Source organism: Klebsiella sp. SWET4 (genome assembly GCF_024296565.1).
In the GTDB taxonomy this organism is placed as follows: Bacteria; Pseudomonadota; Gammaproteobacteria; order Enterobacterales; family Enterobacteriaceae; genus Klebsiella; species Klebsiella variicola.
The window spans coordinates 78,083-102,446 of the sequence record NZ_JANCOB010000001.1 but is presented as its reverse complement, the minus strand read 5'-3'; the positions used below and the strand labels follow the sequence as shown (position 1 = coordinate 102,446).

34 protein-coding genes are annotated in these 24,364 nt (G+C 53.0%); 20 read left to right on the top strand and 14 right to left on the bottom strand.

From position 1 onward, the window contains the following. Positions 1 to 58: 58 nt before the first annotated feature. From NKJ21_RS00550 to NKJ21_RS00505, 10 genes are all read right to left on the bottom strand, one after another. On the bottom strand, positions 59 to 457 hold the full coding sequence (locus tag NKJ21_RS00550; protein WP_065903237.1) for a RusA family crossover junction endodeoxyribonuclease: 399 nt from the start codon (positions 455 to 457) through the stop codon (positions 59 to 61). After that, positions 454 to 930 carry an SOS-response repressor and protease LexA gene (locus NKJ21_RS00545; RefSeq protein WP_065903240.1) on the bottom strand — a complete coding sequence of 159 codons (477 nt, stop codon included), beginning with the start codon at positions 928 to 930 and terminating at the stop codon, positions 454 to 456. Before NKJ21_RS00545 ends, NKJ21_RS00550 begins: the two co-directional genes overlap by 4 nt. Continuing rightward, entirely contained in the window at positions 927 to 2,909 is a 1,983-nt protein-coding gene (locus tag NKJ21_RS00540) for a DNA cytosine methyltransferase (RefSeq protein WP_254732613.1), read from the bottom strand. The genes NKJ21_RS00545 and NKJ21_RS00540 overlap by 4 nt, the downstream gene beginning before the upstream one ends. Next, positions 2,902 to 4,284 carry a phage N-6-adenine-methyltransferase gene (locus NKJ21_RS00535; protein WP_254732611.1) on the bottom strand — a complete coding sequence of 461 codons (1,383 nt, stop codon included), beginning with the start codon at positions 4,282 to 4,284 and terminating at the stop codon, positions 2,902 to 2,904. Before NKJ21_RS00535 ends, NKJ21_RS00540 begins: the two co-directional genes overlap by 8 nt. After that, positions 4,272 to 4,730, bottom strand: a complete 459-nt coding sequence (locus tag NKJ21_RS00530) for a PerC family transcriptional regulator (protein WP_101981879.1) — start codon at positions 4,728 to 4,730, stop codon at positions 4,272 to 4,274. The genes NKJ21_RS00535 and NKJ21_RS00530 overlap by 13 nt, the downstream gene beginning before the upstream one ends. Then, positions 4,727 to 5,638, bottom strand: a complete 912-nt coding sequence (locus tag NKJ21_RS00525) for a conserved phage C-terminal domain-containing protein (protein ID WP_065903246.1) — start codon at positions 5,636 to 5,638, stop codon at positions 4,727 to 4,729. The genes NKJ21_RS00530 and NKJ21_RS00525 overlap by 4 nt, the downstream gene beginning before the upstream one ends. Continuing rightward, positions 5,628 to 5,807 carry a DUF4222 domain-containing protein gene (locus NKJ21_RS00520; RefSeq protein ID WP_023322342.1) on the bottom strand — a complete coding sequence of 60 codons (180 nt, stop codon included), beginning with the start codon at positions 5,805 to 5,807 and terminating at the stop codon, positions 5,628 to 5,630. Before NKJ21_RS00520 ends, NKJ21_RS00525 begins: the two co-directional genes overlap by 11 nt. Positions 5,808 to 5,979: 172 nt before the next feature. Continuing rightward, positions 5,980 to 6,528, bottom strand: coding sequence for a YmfL family putative regulatory protein (locus NKJ21_RS00515; RefSeq protein WP_065903249.1), 549 nt, complete (start codon positions 6,526 to 6,528; stop codon positions 5,980 to 5,982). Between the two features lie 276 nt (positions 6,529 to 6,804). Further along, positions 6,805 to 7,254 carry a hypothetical protein gene (locus NKJ21_RS00510; RefSeq protein ID WP_124036882.1) on the bottom strand — a complete coding sequence of 150 codons (450 nt, stop codon included), beginning with the start codon at positions 7,252 to 7,254 and terminating at the stop codon, positions 6,805 to 6,807. Positions 7,255 to 7,309: 55 nt separating this feature from the next. Then, positions 7,310 to 7,540, bottom strand: coding sequence for a helix-turn-helix domain-containing protein (locus tag NKJ21_RS00505; protein WP_025714631.1), 231 nt, complete (start codon positions 7,538 to 7,540; stop codon positions 7,310 to 7,312). Between the two features lie 97 nt (positions 7,541 to 7,637). Between NKJ21_RS00505 and NKJ21_RS00500 the strand changes: the two genes are divergently transcribed. Continuing rightward, complete coding sequence (locus NKJ21_RS00500; RefSeq protein ID WP_025714630.1) at positions 7,638 to 8,270, top strand: LexA family transcriptional regulator; 633 nt, start codon at positions 7,638 to 7,640, stop codon at positions 8,268 to 8,270. Between the two features lie 271 nt (positions 8,271 to 8,541). On the opposite strand, the gene NKJ21_RS00495 is transcribed toward NKJ21_RS00500, so the two are convergent. After that, positions 8,542 to 9,057 (bottom strand): hypothetical protein, encoded by a 516-nt coding sequence (locus tag NKJ21_RS00495; protein ID WP_025714629.1) that lies wholly within the window; start codon positions 9,055 to 9,057, stop codon positions 8,542 to 8,544. Positions 9,058 to 9,895: 838 nt separating this feature from the next. Here NKJ21_RS00495 and NKJ21_RS00490 point away from each other — a divergent pair. From NKJ21_RS00490 to NKJ21_RS00430, 14 genes are all read left to right on the top strand, one after another. Next, complete coding sequence (locus tag NKJ21_RS00490; protein WP_023322336.1) at positions 9,896 to 10,267, top strand: hypothetical protein; 372 nt, start codon at positions 9,896 to 9,898, stop codon at positions 10,265 to 10,267. Positions 10,268 to 10,319: 52 nt separating this feature from the next. Then, positions 10,320 to 11,150, top strand: a complete 831-nt coding sequence (locus tag NKJ21_RS00485) for a YfdQ family protein (protein WP_023322335.1) — start codon at positions 10,320 to 10,322, stop codon at positions 11,148 to 11,150. Between the two features lie 137 nt (positions 11,151 to 11,287). Further along, complete coding sequence (locus NKJ21_RS00480; RefSeq protein WP_251907956.1) at positions 11,288 to 11,815, top strand: HD family hydrolase; 528 nt, start codon at positions 11,288 to 11,290, stop codon at positions 11,813 to 11,815. Beyond that, positions 11,815 to 12,015, top strand: coding sequence for a hypothetical protein (locus NKJ21_RS00475; RefSeq protein ID WP_032701051.1), 201 nt, complete (start codon positions 11,815 to 11,817; stop codon positions 12,013 to 12,015). The genes NKJ21_RS00480 and NKJ21_RS00475 overlap by 1 nt, the downstream gene beginning before the upstream one ends. Beyond that, positions 12,008 to 12,793, top strand: a complete 786-nt coding sequence (locus NKJ21_RS00470; RefSeq protein WP_254732609.1) for a hypothetical protein — start codon at positions 12,008 to 12,010, stop codon at positions 12,791 to 12,793. The genes NKJ21_RS00475 and NKJ21_RS00470 overlap by 8 nt, the downstream gene beginning before the upstream one ends. Continuing rightward, entirely contained in the window at positions 12,790 to 12,924 is a 135-nt protein-coding gene (locus NKJ21_RS27660) for a hypothetical protein (protein ID WP_023322331.1), read from the top strand. The genes NKJ21_RS00470 and NKJ21_RS27660 overlap by 4 nt, the downstream gene beginning before the upstream one ends. After that, on the top strand, positions 12,921 to 13,385 hold the full coding sequence (locus NKJ21_RS00465; RefSeq protein ID WP_254732607.1) for a hypothetical protein: 465 nt from the start codon (positions 12,921 to 12,923) through the stop codon (positions 13,383 to 13,385). The genes NKJ21_RS27660 and NKJ21_RS00465 overlap by 4 nt, the downstream gene beginning before the upstream one ends. Beyond that, positions 13,382 to 13,588, top strand: coding sequence for a hypothetical protein (locus tag NKJ21_RS00460; protein ID WP_136087717.1), 207 nt, complete (start codon positions 13,382 to 13,384; stop codon positions 13,586 to 13,588). Before NKJ21_RS00465 ends, NKJ21_RS00460 begins: the two co-directional genes overlap by 4 nt. Next, complete coding sequence (locus tag NKJ21_RS00455) at positions 13,581 to 14,222, top strand: hypothetical protein (protein ID WP_254732605.1); 642 nt, start codon at positions 13,581 to 13,583, stop codon at positions 14,220 to 14,222. The genes NKJ21_RS00460 and NKJ21_RS00455 overlap by 8 nt, the downstream gene beginning before the upstream one ends. Further along, positions 14,222 to 14,560 (top strand): hypothetical protein, encoded by a 339-nt coding sequence (locus NKJ21_RS00450; protein ID WP_232555231.1) that lies wholly within the window; start codon positions 14,222 to 14,224, stop codon positions 14,558 to 14,560. Before NKJ21_RS00455 ends, NKJ21_RS00450 begins: the two co-directional genes overlap by 1 nt. Further along, positions 14,557 to 15,201 (top strand): hypothetical protein, encoded by a 645-nt coding sequence (locus NKJ21_RS00445; protein WP_130975073.1) that lies wholly within the window; start codon positions 14,557 to 14,559, stop codon positions 15,199 to 15,201. Before NKJ21_RS00450 ends, NKJ21_RS00445 begins: the two co-directional genes overlap by 4 nt. Then, complete coding sequence (locus NKJ21_RS00440) at positions 15,194 to 15,412, top strand: hypothetical protein (protein WP_080901924.1); 219 nt, start codon at positions 15,194 to 15,196, stop codon at positions 15,410 to 15,412. Before NKJ21_RS00445 ends, NKJ21_RS00440 begins: the two co-directional genes overlap by 8 nt. Before the next feature lie 300 nt (positions 15,413 to 15,712). Beyond that, the gene (locus NKJ21_RS00435) at positions 15,713 to 15,949 is read left to right on the top strand and encodes an excisionase (protein WP_008806034.1); all 237 of its coding nucleotides are present in this window, start codon (positions 15,713 to 15,715) and stop codon (positions 15,947 to 15,949) included. Then, the gene (locus NKJ21_RS00430) at positions 15,939 to 17,081 is read left to right on the top strand and encodes a site-specific integrase (RefSeq protein WP_254732603.1); all 1,143 of its coding nucleotides are present in this window, start codon (positions 15,939 to 15,941) and stop codon (positions 17,079 to 17,081) included. The genes NKJ21_RS00435 and NKJ21_RS00430 overlap by 11 nt, the downstream gene beginning before the upstream one ends. Positions 17,082 to 17,193: 112 nt before the next feature. Here the strand turns inward: NKJ21_RS00430 and icd are convergent, their stop codons facing one another. Next, positions 17,194 to 18,444 (bottom strand): NADP-dependent isocitrate dehydrogenase, encoded by a 1,251-nt coding sequence (gene icd, locus NKJ21_RS00425; RefSeq protein ID WP_008806032.1) that lies wholly within the window; start codon positions 18,442 to 18,444, stop codon positions 17,194 to 17,196. Positions 18,445 to 18,684: 240 nt separating this feature from the next. Between icd and rluE the strand changes: the two genes are divergently transcribed. The 5 genes from rluE to purB are packed head-to-tail and all read left to right on the top strand — an operon-like array spanning position 18,685 to position 23,043. Further along, positions 18,685 to 19,335: a 23S rRNA pseudouridine(2457) synthase RluE gene (rluE, locus tag NKJ21_RS00420; protein ID WP_023339894.1), complete on the top strand. Its 651-nt coding sequence runs from the start codon at positions 18,685 to 18,687 to the stop codon at positions 19,333 to 19,335. 16 nt (positions 19,336 to 19,351) lie between these two features. Then, a complete protein-coding gene (locus NKJ21_RS00415) occupies positions 19,352 to 19,810 on the top strand; it encodes an NUDIX hydrolase (protein WP_008806030.1) in 459 nt (152 codons plus the stop codon). A gap of 56 nt (positions 19,811 to 19,866) precedes the next feature. Then, on the top strand, positions 19,867 to 20,973 hold the full coding sequence (mnmA, locus tag NKJ21_RS00410) for a tRNA 2-thiouridine(34) synthase MnmA (protein ID WP_012542211.1): 1,107 nt from the start codon (positions 19,867 to 19,869) through the stop codon (positions 20,971 to 20,973). A 54-nt stretch (positions 20,974 to 21,027) separates the two neighbouring features. Beyond that, complete coding sequence (hflD, locus tag NKJ21_RS00405; protein ID WP_004140557.1) at positions 21,028 to 21,669, top strand: high frequency lysogenization protein HflD; 642 nt, start codon at positions 21,028 to 21,030, stop codon at positions 21,667 to 21,669. Positions 21,670 to 21,672: 3 nt separating this feature from the next. Further along, the gene (gene purB, locus NKJ21_RS00400; protein ID WP_032732779.1) at positions 21,673 to 23,043 is read left to right on the top strand and encodes an adenylosuccinate lyase; all 1,371 of its coding nucleotides are present in this window, start codon (positions 21,673 to 21,675) and stop codon (positions 23,041 to 23,043) included. A gap of 54 nt (positions 23,044 to 23,097) precedes the next feature. On the opposite strand, the gene NKJ21_RS00395 is transcribed toward purB, so the two are convergent. Together NKJ21_RS00395 and NKJ21_RS00390 are read right to left on the bottom strand one after the other, a co-directional pair. Then, entirely contained in the window at positions 23,098 to 23,460 is a 363-nt protein-coding gene (locus tag NKJ21_RS00395) for a cupin domain-containing protein (RefSeq protein ID WP_022065901.1), read from the bottom strand. An 83-nt stretch (positions 23,461 to 23,543) separates the two neighbouring features. Further along, complete coding sequence (locus NKJ21_RS00390) at positions 23,544 to 24,350, bottom strand: AraC family transcriptional regulator (RefSeq protein WP_254732601.1); 807 nt, start codon at positions 24,348 to 24,350, stop codon at positions 23,544 to 23,546. Positions 24,351 to 24,364 lie beyond the last annotated feature (14 nt).

The following is a 24,364-nucleotide window of genomic DNA, read 5'->3' as shown; positions in this document are numbered from 1 at the left end:
GGGCCTGCACGCCCGGTTCGTTTACACACCTTGAGATTAATGCCTGATTGCATAGTCTTCAACCTACCACTGAACAAACATCCAGCACTTTATTGAATGCCGTTATGGTGACCTCAACTCTCCCTCCCTTTGCATTCTCACCCCACTCGATCGTCATTCTCTTAACCTGGCTGTCATCCTCCCAGATACCGGCGTATGTAAGTGCGTCGAAAAGCGCCTTATTGTAGTTGTCCAGATCGCGGCGGCGGAAATCAGGCGGATACAGGACAATGACTACCTCCGCTGGCGAAGCGGAGGGTTTTGGGACTGCTTTCAGCTGTTCGATAATCGCTGCTCTTACAGCATGTTTGAATTTGCGGCCAGCTTCGCTGACCAGCAATTTCCCTTTTGCAGTCCCCTTATTTGGGGACCGCCAGTAGGAGTTCACGCTGGGCGGGAAAGGAAGAATAAATTTCATTCATCCTCCAAAATCAACTTGAGCTCAAAGGGAACCTCCCCTCCGCAATAGCAAAGCTGTCCCAGGTCAGACATAAGGCGCCATAGGGTAATTGACGAGTAGCCATTTTCGTCTGTCGCCAACGGTACAAACTCTCCGAACATCCCCGGATAACGTATACGGTTCTCTTCGTGTTGTTTTTCCAAATGATTGAGGGAAACTTCATTAAGTTTCACTTTCACGATGCTGTTGAGGTTAACGACCAGCTCCTTTCGGGAAAACGAAGGAGTGATGCTGATACCGCGGGATACCCCGCGGGTGATTGCGATGGCCCCTTTTCTCTCCAGTGCCTTCAGGTGGGTTGCCGCCGCATTGGGGGACCGGCACCCCAGCATGCCGGTCAGTTCGTATGTAGTAGGCGGGAAACCATGCTTACGCTGGTAGTCGATCAGGAGGTTCAGAACCTCCTGCTGCCTGAGAGTTAATTTCGTCACGCGGCTCGCTCCTGTTTGTTAACACACATTTCCGGCAGATTGGCCCTAACCAGCGCCTCAGCGAACGGGGGCGGAACGGCATTGCCGCAGCGTGCAACCTGCTTATCCTTCGCATACTTTACCCCGCGGTAATCCCGATCGATGATGTACCACTCCGGAAAGCCCTGCGCCCGGTAAAGCTCATGCGGTTGCAGCATTCGCATCCCGATATCAACGATGCGGTAAGTCACTCCGCCGATATCCACCAGCCCGGTGCTATCCTCCCCGCAGTATTGCTGCAGGAACGCCAGCACCTGTTGTGCACGCTCTTCGTCATAGTCCTCGATCGCCAGAGTCGTTTTAACCACCCCTACGTGCCGGCCGCCGGCAGTGATAGTCGGCATCGGCTCGTCAGTAGACTGGCCGTCACGGCAAGTTCCGCGCAGTTTAACCAGATGAGAAGCGACTAAGGCGTGGTGATCGACAGTCGTTACTGAATGCGCAGGCTCATCCAGCCCCACGCCCGGCCCCGTATAGTTGCCGCCGTAGTGCTTCGCCAGAAATGCGCTGGTCACGGCAAATTTGTTACCACCAGCGGTTACTGTCCCCAGTGGCTTTTCCAGCTGCAATACGCGCGGCTCCTGCCCTGGTCGTTCGCCATAGCCCATCTGAATTAACGTCGGCATTACCAGTTGCGATTTACCACCGCCGCCCGCTGTGATGGTTGCGCTTGGCTCGTCTGCGCGGTGGCCGACGCTGGCACCGAATTGCCGGGCGATAACCGGAGCGACGACGCAGGCTCGTGACTCTTTCAGGATGGTGTGAGCAGGTTTATCAAGCGGGCGCGGTTTAGCCTGGTATTCGCTGCCACCGTTGCCAGCGAGGAACGGGACAAGGCCCGCCTCAACAATCCCCAGCGCATGACCATTCCCGCCCGGGCGACTGGACGTGCTGGCGGTCACTGTCGGTACAGGATCGGTAACTGGCTGCCCGGTGGCGCCGGTGCGGAATTTTGTAAGATGAGGTACCGCGATTGCGTAGCCGTGGGTTTTCGTAATCGTCTGCAGCGGATCGTCAAGTGCCTGCCCCCGGAAACAGTCATATTTCCCGCGTGTCGTTGTGTGATTGCACTTCACGATGAACGGCGAAGCGCTTTCGATAACAAAGCGCTGAATGCCGCGGGCAATACGTTTGAGCGTATTCTCTGCCAGAGACTTTTTGCGATCGAAGATGCTCGGCGCGGGGATAGACCAGTCAATGCATTCTGCAGCTGTCCGCCATGGAGCCAATTTGCCGGTCAGCACTGCCGGTGATTTCGGATCCCCGTGGGTTGCTTCCGGCCAGACTATTGGTTGCCCGTCCCGGCGCATCACCATAAAGAACCGCTTACGGATGGTCGGTGCGCCATAGTCGCAGGCGCGCAATTCGCGATAATCGACGTCATAGCCCAGCCCGGTAATCAAACGCATCGCCTGTTCGCTATCCGGCGATAACTCCAAAAATTCGCAGCATTCCAGCAACGCAGGGTGATCTGCAGGAACTCCGGATGTCAGCATGCCTACGAACGCCTCGAACGTTTCACCAACGCGGTCCGGATCCGGACGCATTTCCGCCGCCAGTAGTGGACCCCACGTTTTAAACTCTTCGACGTTCTCCAGCATCATTACCCGCGGACCAACATCCAGCGCCCAGCGAAGAACGATCCACGCAAGCCCACGAATCGCTTTTTCAACTGGTTTAGCACCTTTCGCTTTGGAAAAGTGGCGACAGTCTGGGGAGAACCAGGTCAGGCCAACAGGTTTGCCGCTGGTTGCTGCGACAGGAGAAACATCGAACACGCTTTCGCAGTAGTGCAAGGTATCCGGATGATTGGTACGGTGCATGGCGACAGCGTTTTCGTCATGGTTAATGGCAATATCGACACTACGCCCAATAGCCATCTCAATCCCGGTAGAAGCGCCGCCGCCTCCGGCAAAGTTATCTACGATAATTTCACGCATGGCAAACCCCCTGCATGCTGCTGACCAGCCCGCTGGCAATAGTTATGATTTCGCTACTGGGCGTACGCTCAAGCCACAGCTGATTGATGTGTGCTTTCAGTTTGTTTTGCTGAGACTCGTTAAGATGGTGCACGCCTTCGACTCGCTCAAACACCAGGCCTACTTCCAGTGGCCATATCCGGCTTTCGGGTAAGGCCTGTTTAGCAACTGAGAGAGCTTCCCGAACATGAGTGCGGATCAGTCTGCTGTTGAACCAGCTCGCTTTATCCAGACTGCTGACAATATCGATGAACTCAGTTACAGAGCATGTGTCGACAAACTCTGCATACACCGAGTTCATGCGTTCTATGGTTTCTTCACGTGCAGTTGTGGATCCGAGATCAATACCGTTTAGCCAGCCCACCAGCGCTTGTTTCGCAGTTTGTTTGATGATCAGGGATTGAGCTGTGGCGATCGTTTCTGAGTTAACCGGCGTAAACTCCGGTTTATCCACTGAATCAGCCGCCCAGGTATGACCAAACTTCGACTCGGCAAAGGTGTACTCGGCTTTATCTCCAAAAGCCGCAACCACGCAGGCCCAGGATCGTATGCCGCTTTTTGCGAGGATTTCGTCCTGAAGAAGCGGGATTTCAGTTTCAGCTTGCTCTGTCTGAGGCTGATCCATTACTGGAGCTGTTGCCTGTTTACCCACGGCGTACTGGGCAAGGGCCATACTCGCGCGCCCCTTCGCTTCAAGAGCCACACGATCGATATAGCTAAAGCGCTCACCTCGCCATGACTTATCGAATACAACAATCGCCCCGGCAAAGAAGGCGCTGGTCGGCTTCTGCTTATCGTCCGCCGGCTTAAACCAGGTAGGCAGATCGAAACCGATGCGACCGCGGATAAAACATACATGATCCGCATCTTCTGGCCACCACGTCTCACTCGTCGCTGACTTCACCAGAAAGACATAACGACCACCCTTTTCACGCTGAGCGTATGCATAACTAATGATGTGGGTCATGCCTGTGATCGCCTGCTTTTCGTGATACTGAGAACGGCTATACGGCGGATTTCCAAATGCCGCGCCGCCGAGTTCTATCAGTCGCGCCGCCCAGTCCTGCGTCAGGGCATTATCTTCTACTGAGTACCACGCAGGGCATTTTGCGTTGCTTTCATCTGCAAAGAGGTCAAGCACCAGCGGGCCATACATAGCGTTAACCCCCCAGAACAACAGATCGGGCGTTCTCCACTGGTCGCCCACCTCCTTGAGATAGTGGGCTGGTGCAGCACGTAATGCATCCAGAGCATCACAGTATTGGCTTCTGGTGATAGGGAGTTCGGCCTCATCCACCAGCATTTCCCCTTCGCTGGTCGTGTTCAGTCGATGCACAGATCACCTCCGCAGTAATTCCCGGCTAACAGACACTCAGTGTGTGATTTCCCCATGCGTGCTTTCCGGAGGCAGGCATTTTTCTGACGAATGTAATACTCAAGAGTTTTCTGGCTGCAGCTTGAGGTACTGAGCTGGTGCCATACAGTAGCGGCCCGGCGATACAGGCTGCGCTCTTCGAGTTTTTTAGCGGCTTTTTCCTGTTCCAGGTTGCCTCTGGACTTAAAGTCGTCCTGTAGGTCATCGCAGCAGGATGCATCATTGATGACTCGATAAATAAAACCGCATGAGATTGCTTTGGTCTCCAGGCGCCCTTCTGTGTACAGGCGATATACGGCACTTTTCACAGAAACAGGTTTGCAGTCAGGAAAGGCGGCAATGATATCGCGCATTTTCTGATCTGGGTTTTTAGCAATGAATTCAAAGGCCATTTGAGTAATGTTCATCCACGAAACCCCTTCGGTATGGTCGTTTGCACTGCACCAATTTGGTTGATATCCCGCGGCTTACTTCTGTCCCAGCATTCCCGTGGTGGTCGCCCTTTGGCATCCCAGCGGATAGCGCTCTGCAGATAGCCTTCGAATTTTTTAGGACCAAAAAGCGTCTCGGGGCGCATGTACTGGTATTGCTCGTCGTTGCCATGCCAGTGCTCATGCTTAACGTCGATAACGAGTTTCAGATCTGGAACCGTATGCCCCTCACGTAGACGTGCCCGAATGTTTTCGAGGGAAGTTTTTGACTTCTGAAACCGGGAGCCACTGACCTGATTCAGATGCGTCAGAACTTCGATCGCATGGTCAGTGATCACCACTTCAGGATCCGGCTTATCGTCGGGTTCCGCAGGAGCCCGACAAAAAGGTTTTTTAGATGACGGATCTAATGACGGATCTAATGACGGATCGCCTTCAACCATTGAGGGATCCCCCCGCAATATTTGAAGGGATGCAGACCCATTATTTGAGGCGTCAGAATTTGACCCCTCAAATTTTGAACCCTCAATTTCTGAGGCATCAAATTTTGATTGTTCACGTGGGGTTGCGTAGAAGAGTTTTGCTTCAGCTGCTGCACGTTCCAGCATATCGACGTTGAGTTTGTAGACGTTCGAATTATTCTTGCCGCCTACGCGACGCTCCTGCTTCTTCAGCCACCCTTTCGCCTGAAGTTTTTTAATGGCGCTTCGAACAGTGTTCTCGCTCTTTGCCCCGATCTGTCGCTGAATAGTTGTCACCGCAGGCCACGATATTCCTTCATCGTTACTGAAGTCAGCCAGGCGGGCCATGACCGCTATTTCAGATATGATCAGGCCTTTGAAAGCACAGGCTTCCCATACCAGACCGTGTAATTTACTGCTCATGGCTACCCTCTACTTCCCTGAATTTTCGTTGAAACTGATCGAGTGGGCTAAAACACTCGTGCGGATAGCCTTCCCTGAGGTAAATGACACGATTCGTCTCACGTTCCCACCGTATGACTCTGACGGGCTTGCCATAGTGGTCTCTGAACTTTCGGTTAACTTCGCGCATAACGCTTTTACCCTCCGGTTAAAGACCCCCACAATCGCCGTTGCCCGGCTGTGGTTACATGAAACCCATTTACCGCATACCATGCGTTCATACCGAAATAGCGCAGCACCCGTCACCGGACGCATACGTAGTTGCGGTAACCTGAGATTTACGATTAAATTGCTCATGCGGATTATTTCTCCATACACGTTGATTTATCTGCCACGACGCCCGGAGCTGCACACTCGCGGGCGTCACTCTTTTCTGGCTGACAAAAGACACGGAAAAGTAACGTTAAATGCTCCTGCCATTTCGCCATGACCTGGTAACTGTTCTCCTCGATCTGCTCACGTTCGGTCTGGTCAATAACACCGTCAGCAGTGGCTTTGCGTAGATACTGCGAGTGTTTTCCTATCCACTCGATCGACTCCATCAAGCGCTGGTTAATATCGGCATTGTCAACTTCCTCGATATCGGCCAGTGGCACGAATACCCCGTTCGAATGGCGTGCTATCGCATTGGCAATGTGGTTTGATCCACCAGCACGCTGCAGAACCATTGCCCAGCCGAGAGGAAAAATCTGATCACCATCGGCGCGTAAACGGTTAAACAATGCATTTTCAGTAACGCCCAGCCACTCCGCTGCTTCCACGTAACCACCGTCCAAATCAGTGATCGTTTTTTTTATAGAGGCCACCAGCCATGCCGGCTGCTTATCCACTTTCCATTCAGGTTCATTCATTGTTCAATACCTCTGTTGGTGCCGAACCTTCCTTCGGATATTCTTGGTTTTCCACGACTAAGAACCGAAGGAGGTTCAACATGACTTTGCAATCTGCGTACGTTTCAATTAAAAATTCCCTCATGGCGAGTTATGCGAATACCTATCGGGAGGAAGTCGGGTATTGGCTACAGAACCTGATTGCCGCCCGTTCGATTCAACTCACCAGACTTTATGCGGTCACCCGCCAGTACAAAATTGAAAATCCAGAACTCAACCTGAACAGCCGGGAAGCGATCATTCATTTGCTTCATGCCCACTCTGGGGTTGTGTTTTTATCCCTTGAAAATATTCCCGCTTCTCTTGCTCTGAAACTCCTGGGTCCGTGTTTAGCCAGTCAACAGGTAGCGGCCAGCGACGGGTTTCTGAAATCTGAAGAGTCAATGAATCAATGGATTGACGGAAATCGTGAACTGATTGCTGAATCTCACGAAGTAGGCGAAGGTCTTCCTGAGTTGAGTTGGAATGATCTTCCGAACGAATTATTTCCGGGCTTGAAAGGTAAGTAATCTTTACCTGGATGGTTTCCAGCGGCTTTTTCAGTTCATCCGCCAGCAGGCGCAGACTGCTTACGATCTCAAACATGCCATCGGTTTTTACACCGGCTGAATCTGCAACACGGTTCAGCCAGAGTCTTAACTCCTCTGGAGATAAATCACCTGCACTGATGTAAGGTTGCTTCTTCATCGTTTCCTGCGCTGACTTGACACCCACGGCTTACCCCTTATCTCTGTGGTTTCTGTTACACCCCTGAAGCGCTATCGTTCTGATTAGCACCCTCGCCATAGAGCAACCAATGAGGATCGCAATGCAGGGCTGAAGACAATTCGATGATGTAACGGGGCCTCTTTGTAAAACCCGCCTCGATCGCTTGTAATGACTGCTGGGTCATTCCGACCAATTCAGCCAATTGCGCCTGTGAGAGATTCATCTCTTCACGTTTATTCTTTAATCTTTGAGAAATTGATTCCATAACACCTCCACAGTTTTATCTGTATTTTTGAACAGATACTACTGTTTGTCAATCACAGTTTAAACTGTGACCATGAGGCCATGGGAATGGAGGAGCTATGAGCCTTGCAGAACGCGTAAAGCAAAAAAGAATCGAACTTGGTCTTACTCAAGAGCAAGCAGCTGAAAAGGCAGGAATAAGGCAACAATCATGGGCCAGCATTGAGGATGGTAAAACTAAAAAGCCTCGCAACATTGTAGGAATAAGCAAAGCACTTAAGTGTGACCCAACATGGTTGATGAACGGTGGGCCTTTCATGGCTCTTGCCGATGTGAATTCAAGGAAAGTGCCTTTGATCAGTTACGTCCAAGCTGGGGCATTAGCAGAAAAAAACCCTATTGATGCATTTGATGGTAGCTTCGAATACATCATGACAGACATTGATATTTCTGAGTTTACTTTTGCACTAAGGATAGAAGGTGATTCAATGGAGCCTGACTTTAAAGAAGGCGATATTATCATTGTTGATCCAGAGTTAGAGCCAGTTCCGGGCGAGTTTGTTGTTGCTAAAAATGGTGATAATGAAGCTACTTTTAAAAAATACCGTCCTACATTTACTGATATTTCAGGCCGCCAGCAATATGAACTGGTCCCCCTCAATGACGACTACCCCACCATTAATAGCTCTGAACGCCCGTTGAAAATTATCGGCGTAATGGTCGAACATAGAATTTACAGGCGAAAAAGGTAAATCCTTCCTCACATGAACCGGCCAGCGCCGGTTTTTTTACGTCTTTAGTTTCATAAAAAACAATAAATTACAGTTTTTATAGTAAACACCACCACTAAACACAGTTTTGACTGTTGACGAATTAACAGTTTTATCTGTATTATTAATCCATCGACAGCGAACAGGCAGGACGCCCACGAAGTAGCCGACCGGGGCATACGAAGACCGGGATGATTCGCAGATATGAAAAAAGCGCCCCGTAGGACGCTTAGCTCTTTAACAATCTGGATGACTATTGGTCAGATTTAAACTTGGGTTCTGGTAACAGTGGAGGTGTTGAATCCTCAAATCGCAACCAGTGCTCCCAGATATCATGCACTTGTAATTCATACAGACCAATTTTGCGTGTTGTAACTTCCGAACCAACGATCGTGCCGCCGGCATAATCAACTTTCACTGACGCCGAAGCTCTCTCGATTAAATCAGTCCATGCTTTATTTTCAGCCTCAAAAGCAGTGGTCAGTTCCTGTAGATGCTGAGGGTCATCTTTATTGTCTTGTTTTAAACGATTTTGGGCTGTTACCAGGTACTTGTCCTTAACCCATTCAACCTGAGTCAATTGAGCCCCTAAGCATGCATCCATATCGATAGTTGTCTGTTGAGGCATACCAAAGCAGGCAATTGAAAAGGTTTCAACGCCATCACTTAGACTGCTGCTTGGTTGGTCTGAAGCATCAGAAGCGTTTGACGCCATCGGAAGTATCAATGCCAAAGATAAAAGCATATTCCTTAAAGAAAGTAGTTCCACTTTATTTCAACCAATTAGACCAGAGTCATCCAGATTACCCGAATCCTTGTTGTTGTGGAATAACCAGGATCCACCTCGCCTGATGTGGGTAAAAGCAGGCACGCAACATGAAAGCGCATTCCATCTTCCATCGGTCGTGGGGACTGGTTTGTTACTGAAGGAGTGCGCTTCCAGTTGTGAACGGCAATATTCGCAACCGCTGTATGGCACATGCAGCGCTAGCCGCCAGAGAGTTACCTTTATCCATGCGCTCTCAGGAATTCCGGAAGAATGTGCAAGCTAAGTGTTTCAGGCACGACGTGCGCCCCACCAGCGCGGCGAAAAGGTGTGACGCCCGGGAAGAGTCCGGGACACAACAGGTGAGAGCATTGGCGGTAACTCCGAAAGCTGACAGTTATCGTCCCGACGAAGAAGCGAGTAAGTCAGCGCTGCTCGTAGAAGAATCGGAACCCAATGCTCTCTCCGTTGTGACGTGTACAAGCGTACTGCAGCGCCGGTCGACGCAAAGACCCGGAAATCGACTGAGCACCAGCATCTGGTTGCCAATACCAAAACAGAGCGGCGGGAAGTAAGCAGACTAGCGACCTGGTGTCACAACTCCATCACGTAGCCAGCGTGGTAACCCGTAGTACCTGTAACGAAAGCTGTATGAAGTTTTGGCGGTGCCAGTTTCCCTTTGTTTCTGGTACCGCCCTTTTTACACAAGACACAAGAGCATCACCGGGCGACGGGCTCATAACCCAATCCACCCGGGCGGCCGTCAACCGCAGATGCTCTTCTGTGTTGTGTATGGAGAAACCGTAGGCGGTGGCAGCCGCCCTAACAAAGAGGTAGTGCTATGAGCAATGATCGCATGACCAATGTTTCAGATTTCCTGGGCGAACTGGATGCTGGCGTGTTCATCAACAAGATCGCCGGGGCGCTCAATACCGCCGCACTGGGCGTTTTGAACAATGGCAGCAAAGGCAAAGTAGTACTGACTTTCGACATCGATCGCATGGGCAATTCGATCGAAGAAAAGCGAGTCATGATCAAACACAAGCTGCAGTACATCACCCCCACCCCTCGCGGGAAAGTTTCCGAAGAAGACACGACAGAAACGCCGATGTTCGTGAACCGCGGCGGCAAGCTGACCATCCTGCAGGAAGACCAGGGCAACCTGTTTACTCTGGGCGGGGAGCCGGATGCAAAGCTACGGACGGCGCCATAGGCCGTGACTGATGCGTTTTTAGTTTAACTTCATTTTTCTTTAAGGAAATTTTATGTCTCAACAATTAGATGGCAGCGCAATTAAGCAAGTTCAGGACCTGGTGCTTTCCGGTTACTACATGGAAGATATCCAACGACTGGCATGCCCAACAGCTGTTCTCCCAGCTGGCACGGGTATCGAAAGCCTCGAACGCTTCTCCTCGGAGCGCTTTCGTTTCCGTGGTGCGATGGAAACCACAAGCATCGACGACTTTGTGCGTTATTCCTCAGGCTACGCCAAAGAAGACGAAAAAGCCCGTTGCTTTATTGATGCCGATAACATGCTGGCGCGTTCTATCTTCAACATCGGTACGCTGGATAATCCCGGGCACGCTGATAACGTCGCCTCGATCAAGCTGAAGAAAACAGCCCCATTCCGCGCGCTGCTGTCGATCAACGGGGATCACCTTAATCAGAAGCAAATCGCCGAATGGCTGGAAGACTGGAGTGATTACCTGATTGCATTCGATGCCGACGGTAACACGATGAAAATCGCCCAGGCCGCGCAGGCAGTTCGCCGCGTCACCATCCAGCAAACTAATGCCTCCGATCATGAAGATGGTGATTTCAGTGGCAAAAAGTCGCTGATGCAGAGTATCGAAGCCAGCAGTAAAGACGTGATGCCGGTGGCGTTCGAGTTCAAATGTGTGCCGTATGAAGGACTCGGAGAACGTGCATTCAGCCTGCGCAACAGCCTGCTGAAAAGTAATGATCCGGTATTCGTCCTGCGTATCGTCCAGTTGGAAGCCAAGGAAGAAGCGATCGCCAATGAGTTCCGCGACCTGTTGATCGGTAAGTTCGACGGTAAGCCGGTCGAGGCCTTCATCGGTACTTTCAAAGCCTAAGCCTGATTGCTCAGCCTTAAATCTCCGCTGCTGCGGGGATTTATTGAAGCGTAATCATTTTATTTATCGCCTTCTGGCGAGGGATTTCTACACCCAAATAACAGCGCTGTGCAGGCGTAACGTATGGAGAAAAAATAATGAGCTTTATTCAAACCCTTTCAGGCAAACATTTTAATTATCTCGATATCCAGCAAGACGCGATCGAGATCGAGGATATTGCCACCGCCCTCTCGCATATCTGCCGATTTGCCGGCCACCTGCCAGAGTTCTACAGCGTTGGACAGCACAGCGTTTTATCCAGCCTGCTCGTACCGCAGGAGTTCGCACTTGAGGCACTTCTCCACGATGCTGCCGAGGCTTACCTGCAGGATATTCCGGCTCCGCTTAAGCACCTCTTACCTGACTATTGCGCAATGGAGATTCGGGTTGATTCTGCAATACGTCAGAAATTCGGCCTGCCGGCTGAGCAGCAACCGACCGTTAAATATGCCGACCTGGTGATGTTGGCCAGCGAACGTCGTGATTTTGAGATCGACGACGGCACTGTCTGGCCCATGCTCGAAGGCATTATTCCGACGGATCAATTCGTTATTAATCCGGTTCGCCCAGGCCAGGCCTACGGGATGTTCATGAACCGCTTCCACCAGCTGATGGAGCGGCGCTAATGGCACATATGAAAGTTAAAGAACTGGTCGCTGCAGCTTACGCTGCGGCACCCGATCTACCACCGGAAAAAGCAGAGTTAATGCGCAATATCGCTTCACGGCTGGATGTAACGTTCATCGCCCTTACCGAAGCAATGGACCAAAACACAGCACAGGCTGCAGTGTTGGCAGGCCTGAATGGGGTTAATAACCATGGCTAAAGACTCAAAGGTCGTATACGGCGCCAGCGGCAAAACGAACGTTTTAGCGTTTGAACCTGAAAAACTGCACCTGGTTATCGACAAAACGCACCCGCTTTACGATGAGCGCATCCACCTGCCTATCAGCGAGGCAATGGTGCTGAACATCATGGACCAGGGCGTTCTTGAGCCGATTATCGTCTGGAAAGACCCGGAGACAGGGCTGTCTTGTGTGGTTGATGGCCGCCAGCGTGTGCGCCATACACTGGAAGCTAACAAGCGTCTGACGAAAGAAGGCAAAGAACCGTTACTGGTTCCGGCAGTCGCTAAACGTGGCTCCGCCATTCGCATGGCGCAGGCGATGGTAAGTGCTAACGAAATCCGCCAGGCAGATACACCGCTGGGCCGAGCAAAGAAAATGGCTGATGCGCTGGAGCGCGGCCACGACGAGGACGATTTAGCGCTGATGTTTGGCGTGAGTGTCCAGACCGTACGCGCAACGCTGTCATTGCTGGATGCCACCCAGGCTGTTCGGGATGCAGTGGAGTCCGGAACTGTCACCGTTACCGAGGCGCGTCAGCTTGGTGCGCTCCCACCTGAAGAACAGCGGACAAAAGTGGCAGAAATCGAGCTGGCGACCGCTGGTACCAAAGGCCACGAAAAAGCCCGTCGGCAACGTCAGATACTCGGTGAAGCAAAGCCGCGTATCAAATCGCGCAAGGAAATTGCAAAAGCCCTCGAAGATGCCAGCGGCGAATATGCCGAGGCTCTGCGCTGGGTGCTTGGGGAGGCGCAATGAACTTTGAACCTGAAAATTACAGCCGGCGCGCCCTGCTCTGGTTCGCAGCTGTGATCGAAATTGCCGGTTGGGTCGCTGTTTTCGTCGTGACCTGGGGGATCTGCATGGTTATTGAATGGGTGACAGCATGAACATCGAAACAGTAAACGAGCTCATCGCTTCCCTGGAGTCGGCAGGCGAGCTGTCGATCAGAGAGCAGAAGTTCCTGAAGCTGGCTAAAGCATATGTGCAGCTGGCTGCGGAGAACATGTCGATGATTCGCTTGTTGACCGACATAAGCGACAACCACGTTGAATACTTCTCTGAAGGCGAAGGAACCATGTTCGCGGGTGTGCCGCTGGATTATGTTTCAGAAATCAACATGTACGTTTCCCGCGATGTTAATGCTGAAAACCCGGTCCCAGCCACCGATCGCATCTATGCCGGGATTAAGGCTGATGGGGTGGAGGAAATGGCGTCAACTTACCGCGGTTTTGCCAATAAGGATGGCTGCTCTGTAAACATGAAATGCAGCTACAACCTCACCGCAGAACGAGCCGAAAGCTATGCGGCCTACATTCGCCACCAGATGCTCGAGGGGGCCGACAAATGATTACCGGGACTGCGAACTATGACGATGTTGCAGAAGTCCGCTGCGCCTTTTGCGGCGGTTATTACAAGGCCGACGAGCCAGAAAGCCATGACTGCGATGACTGCGATGAAGCCCGTTACGAAATTGAGTGTGATATCTGCGGTTTCAAAAGCACTGACCCGGACGGCGCTCACTACTGCTGCGAGGATAACTCAGATGACTGATATCACCGAACTGGCGCAGCTGCGTGCTGAGCTTTCAAATCCGGCAAACGGCAGTAAAGACCATCTGCGAAAACTCGCGTTATTGCTGGTAGAGGCGCTGGAGCTTAAGGAAGAGCAGCGCGCTAACTGGTTTCAGATGGCGCAGAAATTAGGGGAAGACTTGGATGCGGCAGAGAAGCGCATCGCCGAGACGGAGTCTTCTGGTACCGCTCCCGGCATATTGCGCTGCACTGAGTGCTCGTTCGTTCAGACGAAAAACATCATCAGCGTTACAGCAGACACAATTACAACTGTCGAAATCGAACCGGAGCCATGCCCAAATGGTTGTGGGCAGCTTCAGCCTGTCACCTGGAAAGCGCTGGCCATCCAACTCATGTTCACCACTAAACAGGGTCTTTCGGATTTGCTGGAAACTAAGAAGCGCATAGCAGAGCTGGAGCGCGAACAGGAGCATCTTCGCCCGGTAGGTGTGATGAGCGAGAAGGCATTTCACCGTCTTGAAAACAGTGAATCTCGCTTTATTGCGTTGTGGCCGCGCCCCGGCATCTTTTTGCCACGCAAGCGCCCCGAGGATGGCGTGATCGTTTATGCGCGTACAGCTGCCTCCGCTGGCATCAAGGTGGAGGCTGAGTGATGGGCAAACCACTAAACAAACGCGAACGCGAGTTTTTAAAGCCAGCAATTGTCCACGGCTGGGAAATCGAAATTAGCCCATTACGTAAAACGGCTTTATGGGATGGCGACTCTCTCCTTCCAGTTAGAGTCGGCACCATGGCTGAAAGCCTGATAAAGCGCGGCTATCTTGAGCGAATTTCTATGGGATTCGGCAGGGACATTATCCGAGCGACGGAAAAGGCTAAAAATTTAAGGTGTTACCGTTGCTCGTATGGCAGGACGATCAAAAACGGTCAGCAAGCTGGCCCATGCCCGCATTGTGACGGCGGAATCAAGCCAGAAGGAGCCAACCAATGACCAGCAAATTAACCAGAGAGCGCCTGCAGGAAATCGCTGAAGATGGATTCCTGAAGCATGGCGAAAGCAAGGTATTGGCTCGTATGGCGCTGGCCGTAATGGACAGCGAGCCGCTGGCGTGGACTGATGAAGAAGAGTTACGGGACGTTGAGCGTAGTGGTTGCGGATACCTGTTTACTGTTAAACCTGTTACACCGCATGCAGACGAGCGCCGAATTATTCTGCTCTATCGCCATGCGCAGCCAGTGCCGGAAAAATACAACATCGGTGATGCCACCATGCGCCACATCTTCACACCAACCGGCATGACTAATGTCTCTGACATGCAGGCGGTATTTGACAGAGTTGAAGCTGTTTTGGTGGGAATGGAGCAGCCAGCACCGGTAGTGCTGGATGGTTACGTGATGGTGCCTTTGAGATTAACTGCTGAGAACGGCGCTAAGGAGGCGCTATCCGGTGAGTTTTCAGAAACCAGGTTTGTAAACTGCCCGGAATGCTTTGGTGATGATGAATGTGAAACATGTGACGGTAGCGGGAGAATTGAAATAACAGTACCTGTCACCTGGACGACTATCAAAGCTATTTGGGCTAAAGGCGTTGAGCATTTCACAGCTACACCAAGGGAGGTGAAAGGTGAATAAGGTCGAACTGCTTGAGAAGATATCAGCGCTCGCCACTGAATGCCACACGCTGGCCTGTGAGTTTGATATTGGTGATGAGCGAACCGAAATGTTCGAAATCTACAGCGTGCTGCACAACCTCGGTCGCCGCGGGTACGCCAGCCAGGTAGGGTTGCGAATGAATCCACTGCTCGCTTCCTGCGATGACGACGAGGATGAGGATGATGACTGATGCCAAGTAAATTAAAGCGCCGGCGATGGAGGCGTATGCGGGATGATTTAGCCTGGTATAAGGATGAAGCAAAGGACCTTCATTGCCGTCTTATGGAATTAGCCGATGAAGTTGCAAACCTTCGCAAACAGATTCTACCAGTATCTAAAACGGTGATTGCCAAACTGAAGATTTACGAAACAGATAAGGATGATCGAGACCACCAGCTATGCAGAAGATGTAATGACGGGATCCGTGGTGGTTGCTCGTCATGTGCTTATAACGTTCGATAACCGGGTGCAGCCGGTATATGGAGAAGAAATGTCACGTATGGTCTCTTTACTCGAATGGGCGAAAGATGAATTCGGCAGTGAAGCCCCTAGCGAGCGAGTATTAAAAAAATACGCTAAAGGTCAGATGATAGCGCCACCACCGATGAGAGTAGGACGGCGCTGGATGGTTGACAAAGAAGCTCGTTTTATAGGTGTAGTTGCTGAACCTCAACTTCCAATACATGTTAACCCAAAACTGAGACGGATAATTAGCGATGGCAGCTAGACCGCGTACCCATAAAATCACTATTCCAAACCTATATTGCAAACTTGATAAACGTACCGGAAAGGTTTACTGGCAATACAAACACCCTATCTCTGGTCGTTTTCATAGCCTAGGCACGGACGAAGCTGAAGCAAAGCAGGTGGCAAGTGAAGCAAATACGATTATTGCAGAGCAGCGCACCAGGCAGATCCTTGGTATTAATGAGCGTCTGGCACGCATGAAAGGAAACCGCACGGATATTACAGTTTCTTCATGGCTCGACAAATATGAATTGGTGCAGGAGGAAAGATTGAAACACAGCGAACTGCGCCCAAACTCTTTTCGACAGAAAGCTAAACCAATCCGTCTTTTTCGTGAACATTGTGGTATGCAATATCTTAAGGATATAACAGCACTTGATATTTCCGAAATAACAGATGCTGTTAAGGCAGAGGGTCATAACAGGATGGCTCAAGTTGTACGCATGGTACTAATAGATGTTTTTAAAGAGGCTCAACATGCTGGTCACGTTCCACCAGGATACAACCCTGCCCAAGCAACGAAACAGCCACGAAATAAGATAAGCAGACAAAGGCTATCTCTGGAGGAATGGGAGGCTATTTATACATCTGCCGAACAACAACAACCTTATTTGCAATGTGGAATGTTGCTTGCCATTGTAACAGGGCAACGCCTTGGAGATATTTGCAATATGAAGTTTTCGGATGTATGGGATGATATGCTGCATATTGAGCAGGAGAAAACAGGAACTCGTTTAGCCATTCCCCTTTCTCTCAGAAATGAAGCGTTAAATATTACTCTGAGTGATGTTATTTCAAAATGTAGAGATGCTGTGGTGAGTAAATACCTTGTTCATTTTCGCCATAGCACCTCACAGGCTAGTCGTGGTGACCAAGTGTCAGCCAAAACACTTACTTCAACGTTCAAGAAAGCACGGGATAAAAGCGGTCTCACCTGGGAAGAGGGAACAGCACCGACTTTCCATGAACAGAGATCTCTTTCCGAGCGCTTGTATCGTGAGCAAGGGATAGACACCCAGAAACTATTGGGCCACAAAACAATGAAAATGACTGACAGATACAATGATGATCGCGGTAAAGAGTGGATCGTTGTTGGTAAAAAAGCAGTATGATCTTCAATCAGTTTTGGGGAGGAATTTTGGGGAAGTTTTGGGGAAGCCTCCGCACTCTCCAAAAAAAACGGGAGCCCATCGGCTCCCGCTTTTACTTAATCCACCAACGGGATTACATGTTCGCGATAATCGCGTCGCCAAACTCGCTACATTTCAGCAGTTTAGCGCCTTCCATCAGACGTTCGAAGTCATAGGTCACGGTCTTGGCGGCGATAGCGCCTTCCATGCCTTTGACGATCAGGTCTGCGGCTTCGAACCACTGCATGTGGCGCAGCATCATTTCTGCGGACAGGATGATGGAGCCCGGGTTCACTTTGTCCTGGCCAGCATACTTCGGCGCAGTACCGTGAGTCGCTTCGAACAGCGCGCACTCGTCACCGATGTTGGCGCCCGGGGCGATACCGATACCACCAACCTGTGCCGCCAGCGCGTCAGAGATGTAGTCGCCGTTCAGGTTCATACAGGCGATAACGTCGTATTCCGCCGGACGCAGCAGGATCTGCTGCAGGAACGCATCGGCGATCACGTCTTTCACCACGATCTCTTTACCGGTGTTCGGGTTCTTGATTTTCACCCACGGGCCGCCGTCGATCAGCTCGCCGCCGAACTCTTCGCGAGCCAGCTGGTAGCCCCAGTCTTTGAACGCGCCTTCGGTGAACTTCATGATGTTGCCTTTGTGCACCAGGGTGAGGGAATCACGATCGTTGGTGATCGCGTATTCAATCGCGGCGCGAACCAGGCGTTTGGTGCCTTCTTCAGAGCACGGCTTGATGCCGATACCGCAATGTTCCGGGAAGCGAATTTTCTTCACGCCCATCTCATCGCGCAGGAATTTGATGACTTTGTCTGCTTCAGCAGAGTCGGCTTTCCACTCGATACCGGCATAGATATCTTCTGAGTTTTCACGGAAGATAACCATATCGGTCAGTTCAGGGTGCTTAACCGGGCTCGGGGTGCCCTGGTAGTAACGTACCGGACGCAGGCAGACGTAGAGGTCCAGCTCCTGGCGCAGCGCCACGTTCAGAGAACGGATGCCGCCGCCGACTGGGGTGGTCAGAGGACCTTTGATAGCAACGCGGTAGTCACGAATCAGATCGAGGGTTTCAGCTGGCAGCCAGACATCCTGGCCATAGACTTGGGTCGATTTTTCACCGGTGTAAACTTCCATCCAGGAAATTTTACGCTCGCCCTTATAGGCTTTCTCAACGGCGGCATCAACCACTTTCAGCATCGCTGGGGTAACGTCAACGCCGATACCGTCGCCTTCAATGAACGGGATAATCGGATTGTGAGGGACGTTCAGTTTGCCGTTTTGCAGGGTGATTTTTTGACCTTCCGCCGGAACTACTACTTTGCTTTCCATTAACCTCTCCTTCGAGCGCTTCTGGTTCTGCTCTTCCCTCTTCACGCGAGCCTGGTGTTGGCTGAGTCGGCCAGCTCCAGCGTACCGGGTTTTCCCGCTAAGCGGAGCTATCGCGTCCGTGTCGCCTTCCTGCCTGTAGTGCGAATCGGTTTGAGCAATTTTTTGTTAATAATTTGTAATGAGCATGTCAATACTACCTGAATGTTTGCGTCCATGAAAGGCATTCGTAATTAGGCTATAATGCGGCAATTGATAGAGCCTGAAAATACCATGCAGAAAACTTCATTTAGAAAACATCGCGTTGAGCGATTCAGCACACAACAAGTCACCAGACAACGTAAAGAACGCCAGCCAAAAACTGTGATCTTGTTCAATAAACCCTATGATGTGTTGCCGCAATTTACCGACGAAGCCGGGCGCAGCACGCTGAAAGATTTTATCCCCGTGGCGGGCGTCTACGCCGCCGGTCGTCTTGACCGCGACAGCGAAGGGCTGCTGGTGCTGACCAACGATGGCGCGCTGCAGGCGAAGCTAACCCAGCCGGGTAAACGCACCGGCAAGATTTACTACGTCCAGGTGGAAGGCGAACCCACCGCCGAGGCGCTGGCCGCGCTACGCGACGGCGTCACGCTCAACGATGGCCCCACCCTGCCTGCAGGCGTGGAAGTGGTGGAGGAGCCCGCGTGGCTGTGGCCGCGCAACCCGCCTATTCGCGAGCGCAAATCGATCCCCACCCGCTGGCTGAAAATCACCCTTTACGAGGGACGTAACCGCCAGGTGCGCCGGATGACCGCCCACGTCGGCTTCCCCACCCTGCGTCTGATCCGCTACGCCATGGGCGGCTATACGCTTGACGGGCTGGCCAACGGCGAATGGCGTAAAGCCGAATAACTAAAAAGGAAAAGCGATGTTTAAACCTCATGTCACCGTTGCCTGCGTGGTTCACGCCGAGGATAAATTCCTCATCGTCGAAGAGACCATTAACGGCAAAGCGCTGTGGAACCAGCCGGCGGGCCACCTGGAGGCCAATGAGACGCTGCTGCAGGCCGCCGAACGCGAACTGTGGGAAGAGACCGGCATTCGCGCCACGCCGCAGCACTTCATCCGCATGCACCAGTGGGTCGCTCCCGATAACACGCCGTTTCTGCGCTTCCTGTTCGCCATCGAACTTAGCGATCTGTGCGCCACCGAACCGCATGACAGCGATATCGATCGCTGCCTGTGGCTCAGTGCTGAGGAAATTCTTAACGCACCGAACCTGCGCTCACCGCTGGTTGCCGAAAGCATTCGCTGCTACCTGCAGGACCCGCGCCAGCCGCTGTCGCTGATTGGCGCATTTAACTGGCCGTTCACAGGGGGTGAATGAACGGTGAGCGCGTGCTAGAATACGCCGCCTCGAAGTTCAATGTAGCGAGTATTTCCATGTCAGAAAGCCAGAAAAAAGTGATCGTCGGCATGTCCGGCGGCGTCGACTCCTCGGTCTCCGCGTACCTGTTGCTGCAGCAAGGGTATAAGGTGGAAGGCCTGTTCATGAAGAACTGGGAGGAAGACGACGGCGAGGAATACTGCACCGCCGCCGCCGATCTTGCCGATGCGCAAGCGGTCTGCGATAAGCTGGGCATTGAACTGCACACCGTTAACTTTGCCGCCGAATATTGGGATAACGTCTTTGAGCTCTTCCTGGAAGAGTACAAAGCCGGCCGCACGCCGAACCCGGATATTCTGTGCAATAAAGAGATCAAGTTTAAAGCCTTCCTCGAGTTTGCCGCCGAAGACCTCGGCGCCGACTACATCGCCACCGGGCACTATGTGCGCCGCGCCGATGTCGACGGCAAAAGCCAGCTGCTGCGCGGCCTCGACGGTAACAAAGATCAGAGCTACTTCCTCTATACCCTTAGCCACGAGCAGATTGCCCAGAGCTTGTTCCCGGTGGGTGAGCTGGAAAAACCGCAGGTGCGTAAGATCGCCGAAGAGCTGGATCTGATCACCGCGAAGAAAAAAGATTCCACCGGCATCTGCTTTATCGGCGAACGTAAATTCCGCGATTTCCTTGGCCGCTATCTGCCGGCGCAGCCGGGCAAAATTCTCACCGTCGACGGCGAGGAGATCGGTACCCATCAGGGGCTGATGTACCATACGCTGGGCCAGCGTAAAGGGCTGGGCATCGGCGGCACCAAAGAGGGTAGCGAAGATCCGTGGTACGTGGTCGATAAAGACGTTGAGAATAATATTCTTATCGTCGCCCAGGGCCATGACCACCCGCGCCTGATGTCCGTCGGCCTGATTGCCCAACAGCTGCACTGGGTTGACCGTGAACCGCTGCAGGGCACCCTGCGCTGTACGGTGAAAACCCGCTATCGCCAGACCGATATCCCCTGCACCGTCACCGCGCTGGATGAAGACCGTATCGAAGTTCGCTTTGATGAGCCGGTCGCGGCGGTCACCCCGGGCCAGTCCGCAGTGTTCTATCTGGGTGAAGTGTGCCTCGGCGGCGGAATTATTGAACAACGACTGCCTCTGCAGTCCTGAACGCGCGTTATTTCCGTCGGGACGAACCGCCCCGACGGCTGACAAGGAGTATGTGTGGCGAAGAATTACTATGACATCACGCTGGCGCTGGCTGGCGTTTGCCAGGCGGCACGACTGGTTCAGCAACTGGCGCATCAGGGACATTGCGACAGCGATGCCCTGCATGTGTCGCTGAACAGCATCATCGACCTCGATCCCGAGTCGACGCTGGCGGTGTTCGGTGGCAGTGAAGCCAATCTTCGCCTCGGCCTTGAAACGCTGCTCGGGGTGCTCAATACCAGCAGCCGTCAGGGCCTCAATGCTGAACTGACGCGCTATACCCTGAGCCTGATGGTGCTGGAGCGCAAGCTCGCCGCCAGTAAAGGGGCGATGGACACGCTCGGCAACCGCATCGCCGGCCTGCACCGTCAACTGGAACACTTTGACCTGCAGTCCGAAACGCTGCTCAGCGCCATGGCAGGCATCTATGTTGACGTGATAAGCCCGCTGGGGCCGCGTATTCAGGTGACCGGCTCGCCGGCCGTGCTGCAAAGCCCGCAGGTGCAGGCGAAAGTTCGCTCAGCGCTGCTGGCGGGTATTCGCGCCGCGGTGCTCTGGCATCAGGTGGGCGGCGGACGTCTGCAGCTTATGTTTTCCCGTAATCGTCTGGTTAACCAGGCAAAGCAAATTCTTGCTCATTTAACCCCGGAGTTGTGATCTATGGAATTATCCTCACTGACCGCCGTTTCCCCTGTAGACGGCCGCTACGGCGATAAAGTCAGCGCGCTGCGCGGTATCTTCAGCGAATTCGGTTTGCTGAAATTCCGCGTTCAGGTGGAAGTACGTTGGCTGCAAAAACTGGCCGCCCACGCAGCGATCAAGGAAGTTCCTGCTTTTGCTGCCGACGCAAACGGTTTCCTTGACAAAATCGTCGCCGATTTCAGCGTCGAAGACGCGGAGCGCATCAAAAACATCGAGCGCACCACTAACCACGACGTGAAAGCGGTAGAGTATTTTCTGAAAGAGAAAGTCGCTGACGTCGCCGAGCTGCACGCGGTATCAGAGTTTATTCACTTCGCCTGTACGTCTGAAGACATCAATAACCTCTCCCACGCGCTGATGCTGAAAACCGCCCGCGACGAAGTGGTTCTGCCTTACTGGCGCAAGCTGATTGACGCGGTAAAAGATCTGGCAACCCAGTACCGCGATGTGCCGCTGCTCTCCCGTACCCACGGTCAGCCGGCAACGCCGTCCACCATGGGTAAAGAGATGGCGAACGTCGCCTACCGTATGGAGCGCCAGTACCGTCAGCTGAACCAGGTGGAAATCCTCGGTAAAATCAACGGCGCGGTGGGTAACTACAACGCCCACATCGCGGCCTACCCGGAAGTCGACTGGCATCAGTTCAGCGAAGAGTTCGTCACCTCTCTGGGCATTCAGTGGAACCCGTACACCACCCAGATCGAGCCGCATGACTACATCGCTGAGCTGTTTGACTGCATCGCGCGCTTCAACACCATTCTGATCGATTTCGATCGCGATGTGTGGGGCTACATCGCGCTCAACCACTTCAAACAGAAGACCATCGCCGGGGAAATCGGCTCCTCCACCATGCCGCACAAGGTGAACCCGATTGACTTCGAAAACTCCGAAGGCAACCTCGGCCTGGCCAATGCGGTCATGCAGCACCTGGCCAGCAAACTGCCGGTTTCCCGCTGGCAGCGCGACCTGACCGACTCCACCGTCCTGCGTAACCTCGGCGTGGGAATCGGCTATGCGCTGATCGCCTATCAGTCCACCCTCAAAGGGATCAGCAAGCTGGAGCTGAACCAGGATCGCCTGCTGGACGAACTGGATCACAACTGGGAAGTACTGGCTGAGCCGATCCAGACCGTGATGCGCCGTTACGGTATCGAAAAACCGTACGAGAAGCTGAAAGAGCTGACCCGCGGCAAACGCGTTGACGCGGAAGGGATGAAGCAGTTTATTGACAGCCTCGCCCTGCCGGAAGACGAAAAAGTGCGCCTCAAAGCGATGACCCCGGCCAACTATATTGGTCGCGCAACCACCATGGTTGACGAACTGAAGTAATCGCCCTGCCCCTCTTTCCGCCGGAAAGAGGGGCGTTGTGTCGCCGGAAAGCCATCAGATCCAGACGTCGTTCACCGCCGTCCGCTCGCCGCCCTCATGGCCGGTATTCAGTACGCCGCGCGGCTCAATCAGCATGAGCTTCGCTTCCGTCTCCGCCGAAGTCTTATGTTCCACCCCGCACGGCACGACGATCATCTCCCCGGCCTTCACCAGCACATGTCCGTCGCGGAAGTCCACGCGTAATACCCCCTCCACCACCATCAATGTCTCATCGGTTTCCGGGTGGCTGTGCCAGATAAAATCGCCGGCGATGCGCACGATCTTGAACTGATAGTCGTTCATCTCAGCCACCACTTTGGGCTGCCATTGTTCGCTGAACAGGGAAAATTTCTGAGCAAGATTAACGAGTTGATACATGGGCTGTCTCCTTGTGATAAAGGCAGTCAGCATAGTTCGCCTCGCCGCGGTCACGCTTGAACGATTGTGCAACCTGAACCGCGCTAGCCGCGGATCGCCCGCAGCCAGCGGCCCGGAGAGAGACCAAAGCGGCTGATAAACTGGCGCGTCATGTGGCTCTGATCGGCAAACCCCGCGTCGGCGGCAATATCCACCAGACGCTCCCCGGCGCGCATCCGCTGGCGGCAAAAATCAAGCCGGCGCATCATGACGTAACGCCACGGGCTGGTGCCGTACAGCGTTCTGAAATCCCGGCTCAGGCTCCAGCGGTCCCGGCCGCTGACCTGCGATAAGGTGTCGAGGGTCATATCCTGCATAAAACAGGCATGGATATACTCCCGGGCCCTCTCCGCCGCCTGATAGTCAAATGCCTGGCGGCGGGAACGCTGCCCGCCGACCACAGCCAGGGTCTGCGCCAGGTCGTACAGAGCATCCTCTTCCTCCAGCGGCTCGAAGGTGTCCGTGACCGCTTTTAACAACGGCTGCGCGGCGCAACGCAGGCGCGGATCCGCCGACAGGCCGCCGGGGATAAACGGCAATTGCCTGCCGCCGAGTATCTTCTGGATCAGCGCCGGTTCGATATAGACCATGCGGTAGTGAAACCCCGCCTCGGTGCCCGCCTCGCCGTCGTGTATTTCGTCCGGGTGAAGCACCATCGTCCCGCCGGGCAGGCTGTGCTGGAGTCCGCCGCGATAGTGAAAGCTCTGCACGCCGGCGATCGTCTGGCCGATAGCATAGGTATCATGCCGGTGCGGCTCGTAGCCGTGGCCGCCGAAGAAGGCTTCGATGCGTTCCGTCTGACTGGGCGACTGCGCCAGCCTGACCCAGTCCGCACTTTTCTGCTGAGACATAATGGATAACCTGC

Coding starts and splice junctions, on each gene's coding strand:
- NKJ21_RS00505 (WP_025714631.1), bottom strand. CDS start 7,540: ATGGAATCAATTTCTCAAAGATTAAAGAATAAACGTGAAGAGATGAAT.
- NKJ21_RS00490 (WP_023322336.1), top strand. CDS start 9,896: ATGAGCAATGATCGCATGACCAATGTTTCAGATTTCCTGGGCGAACTG.
- NKJ21_RS00515 (WP_065903249.1), bottom strand. CDS start 6,528: ATGAATGAACCTGAATGGAAAGTGGATAAGCAGCCGGCATGGCTGGTG.
- NKJ21_RS00455 (WP_254732605.1), top strand. CDS start 13,581: ATGACTGATATCACCGAACTGGCGCAGCTGCGTGCTGAGCTTTCAAAT.
- NKJ21_RS00415 (WP_008806030.1), top strand. CDS start 19,352: ATGTTTAAACCTCATGTCACCGTTGCCTGCGTGGTTCACGCCGAGGAT.
- NKJ21_RS00435 (WP_008806034.1), top strand. CDS start 15,713: ATGTCACGTATGGTCTCTTTACTCGAATGGGCGAAAGATGAATTCGGC.
- purB (WP_032732779.1), top strand. CDS start 21,673: ATGGAATTATCCTCACTGACCGCCGTTTCCCCTGTAGACGGCCGCTAC.
- NKJ21_RS00470 (WP_254732609.1), top strand. CDS start 12,008: ATGGCTAAAGACTCAAAGGTCGTATACGGCGCCAGCGGCAAAACGAAC.
- NKJ21_RS00430 (WP_254732603.1), top strand. CDS start 15,939: ATGGCAGCTAGACCGCGTACCCATAAAATCACTATTCCAAACCTATAT.
- rluE (WP_023339894.1), top strand. CDS start 18,685: ATGCGGCAATTGATAGAGCCTGAAAATACCATGCAGAAAACTTCATTT.
- NKJ21_RS00550 (WP_065903237.1), bottom strand. CDS start 457: ATGAAATTTATTCTTCCTTTCCCGCCCAGCGTGAACTCCTACTGGCGG.
- NKJ21_RS00540 (WP_254732613.1), bottom strand. CDS start 2,909: ATGCGTGAAATTATCGTAGATAACTTTGCCGGAGGCGGCGGCGCTTCT.
- NKJ21_RS00395 (WP_022065901.1), bottom strand. CDS start 23,460: ATGTATCAACTCGTTAATCTTGCTCAGAAATTTTCCCTGTTCAGCGAA.
- NKJ21_RS00525 (WP_065903246.1), bottom strand. CDS start 5,638: ATGAGCAGTAAATTACACGGTCTGGTATGGGAAGCCTGTGCTTTCAAA.
- NKJ21_RS00445 (WP_130975073.1), top strand. CDS start 14,557: ATGACCAGCAAATTAACCAGAGAGCGCCTGCAGGAAATCGCTGAAGAT.
- NKJ21_RS00480 (WP_251907956.1), top strand. CDS start 11,288: ATGAGCTTTATTCAAACCCTTTCAGGCAAACATTTTAATTATCTCGAT.
- NKJ21_RS27660 (WP_023322331.1), top strand. CDS start 12,790: ATGAACTTTGAACCTGAAAATTACAGCCGGCGCGCCCTGCTCTGGTTC.
- NKJ21_RS00520 (WP_023322342.1), bottom strand. CDS start 5,807: ATGCGCGAAGTTAACCGAAAGTTCAGAGACCACTATGGCAAGCCCGTC.
- NKJ21_RS00500 (WP_025714630.1), top strand. CDS start 7,638: ATGAGCCTTGCAGAACGCGTAAAGCAAAAAAGAATCGAACTTGGTCTT.
- NKJ21_RS00465 (WP_254732607.1), top strand. CDS start 12,921: ATGAACATCGAAACAGTAAACGAGCTCATCGCTTCCCTGGAGTCGGCA.
- mnmA (WP_012542211.1), top strand. CDS start 19,867: ATGTCAGAAAGCCAGAAAAAAGTGATCGTCGGCATGTCCGGCGGCGTC.
- NKJ21_RS00460 (WP_136087717.1), top strand. CDS start 13,382: ATGATTACCGGGACTGCGAACTATGACGATGTTGCAGAAGTCCGCTGC.
- icd (WP_008806032.1), bottom strand. CDS start 18,444: ATGGAAAGCAAAGTAGTAGTTCCGGCGGAAGGTCAAAAAATCACCCTG.
- NKJ21_RS00485 (WP_023322335.1), top strand. CDS start 10,320: ATGTCTCAACAATTAGATGGCAGCGCAATTAAGCAAGTTCAGGACCTG.
- NKJ21_RS00450 (WP_232555231.1), top strand. CDS start 14,222: ATGGGCAAACCACTAAACAAACGCGAACGCGAGTTTTTAAAGCCAGCA.
- NKJ21_RS00475 (WP_032701051.1), top strand. CDS start 11,815: ATGGCACATATGAAAGTTAAAGAACTGGTCGCTGCAGCTTACGCTGCG.
- NKJ21_RS00510 (WP_124036882.1), bottom strand. CDS start 7,254: ATGAAGAAGCAACCTTACATCAGTGCAGGTGATTTATCTCCAGAGGAG.
- NKJ21_RS00390 (WP_254732601.1), bottom strand. CDS start 24,350: ATGTCTCAGCAGAAAAGTGCGGACTGGGTCAGGCTGGCGCAGTCGCCC.
- NKJ21_RS00530 (WP_101981879.1), bottom strand. CDS start 4,730: ATGAACATTACTCAAATGGCCTTTGAATTCATTGCTAAAAACCCAGAT.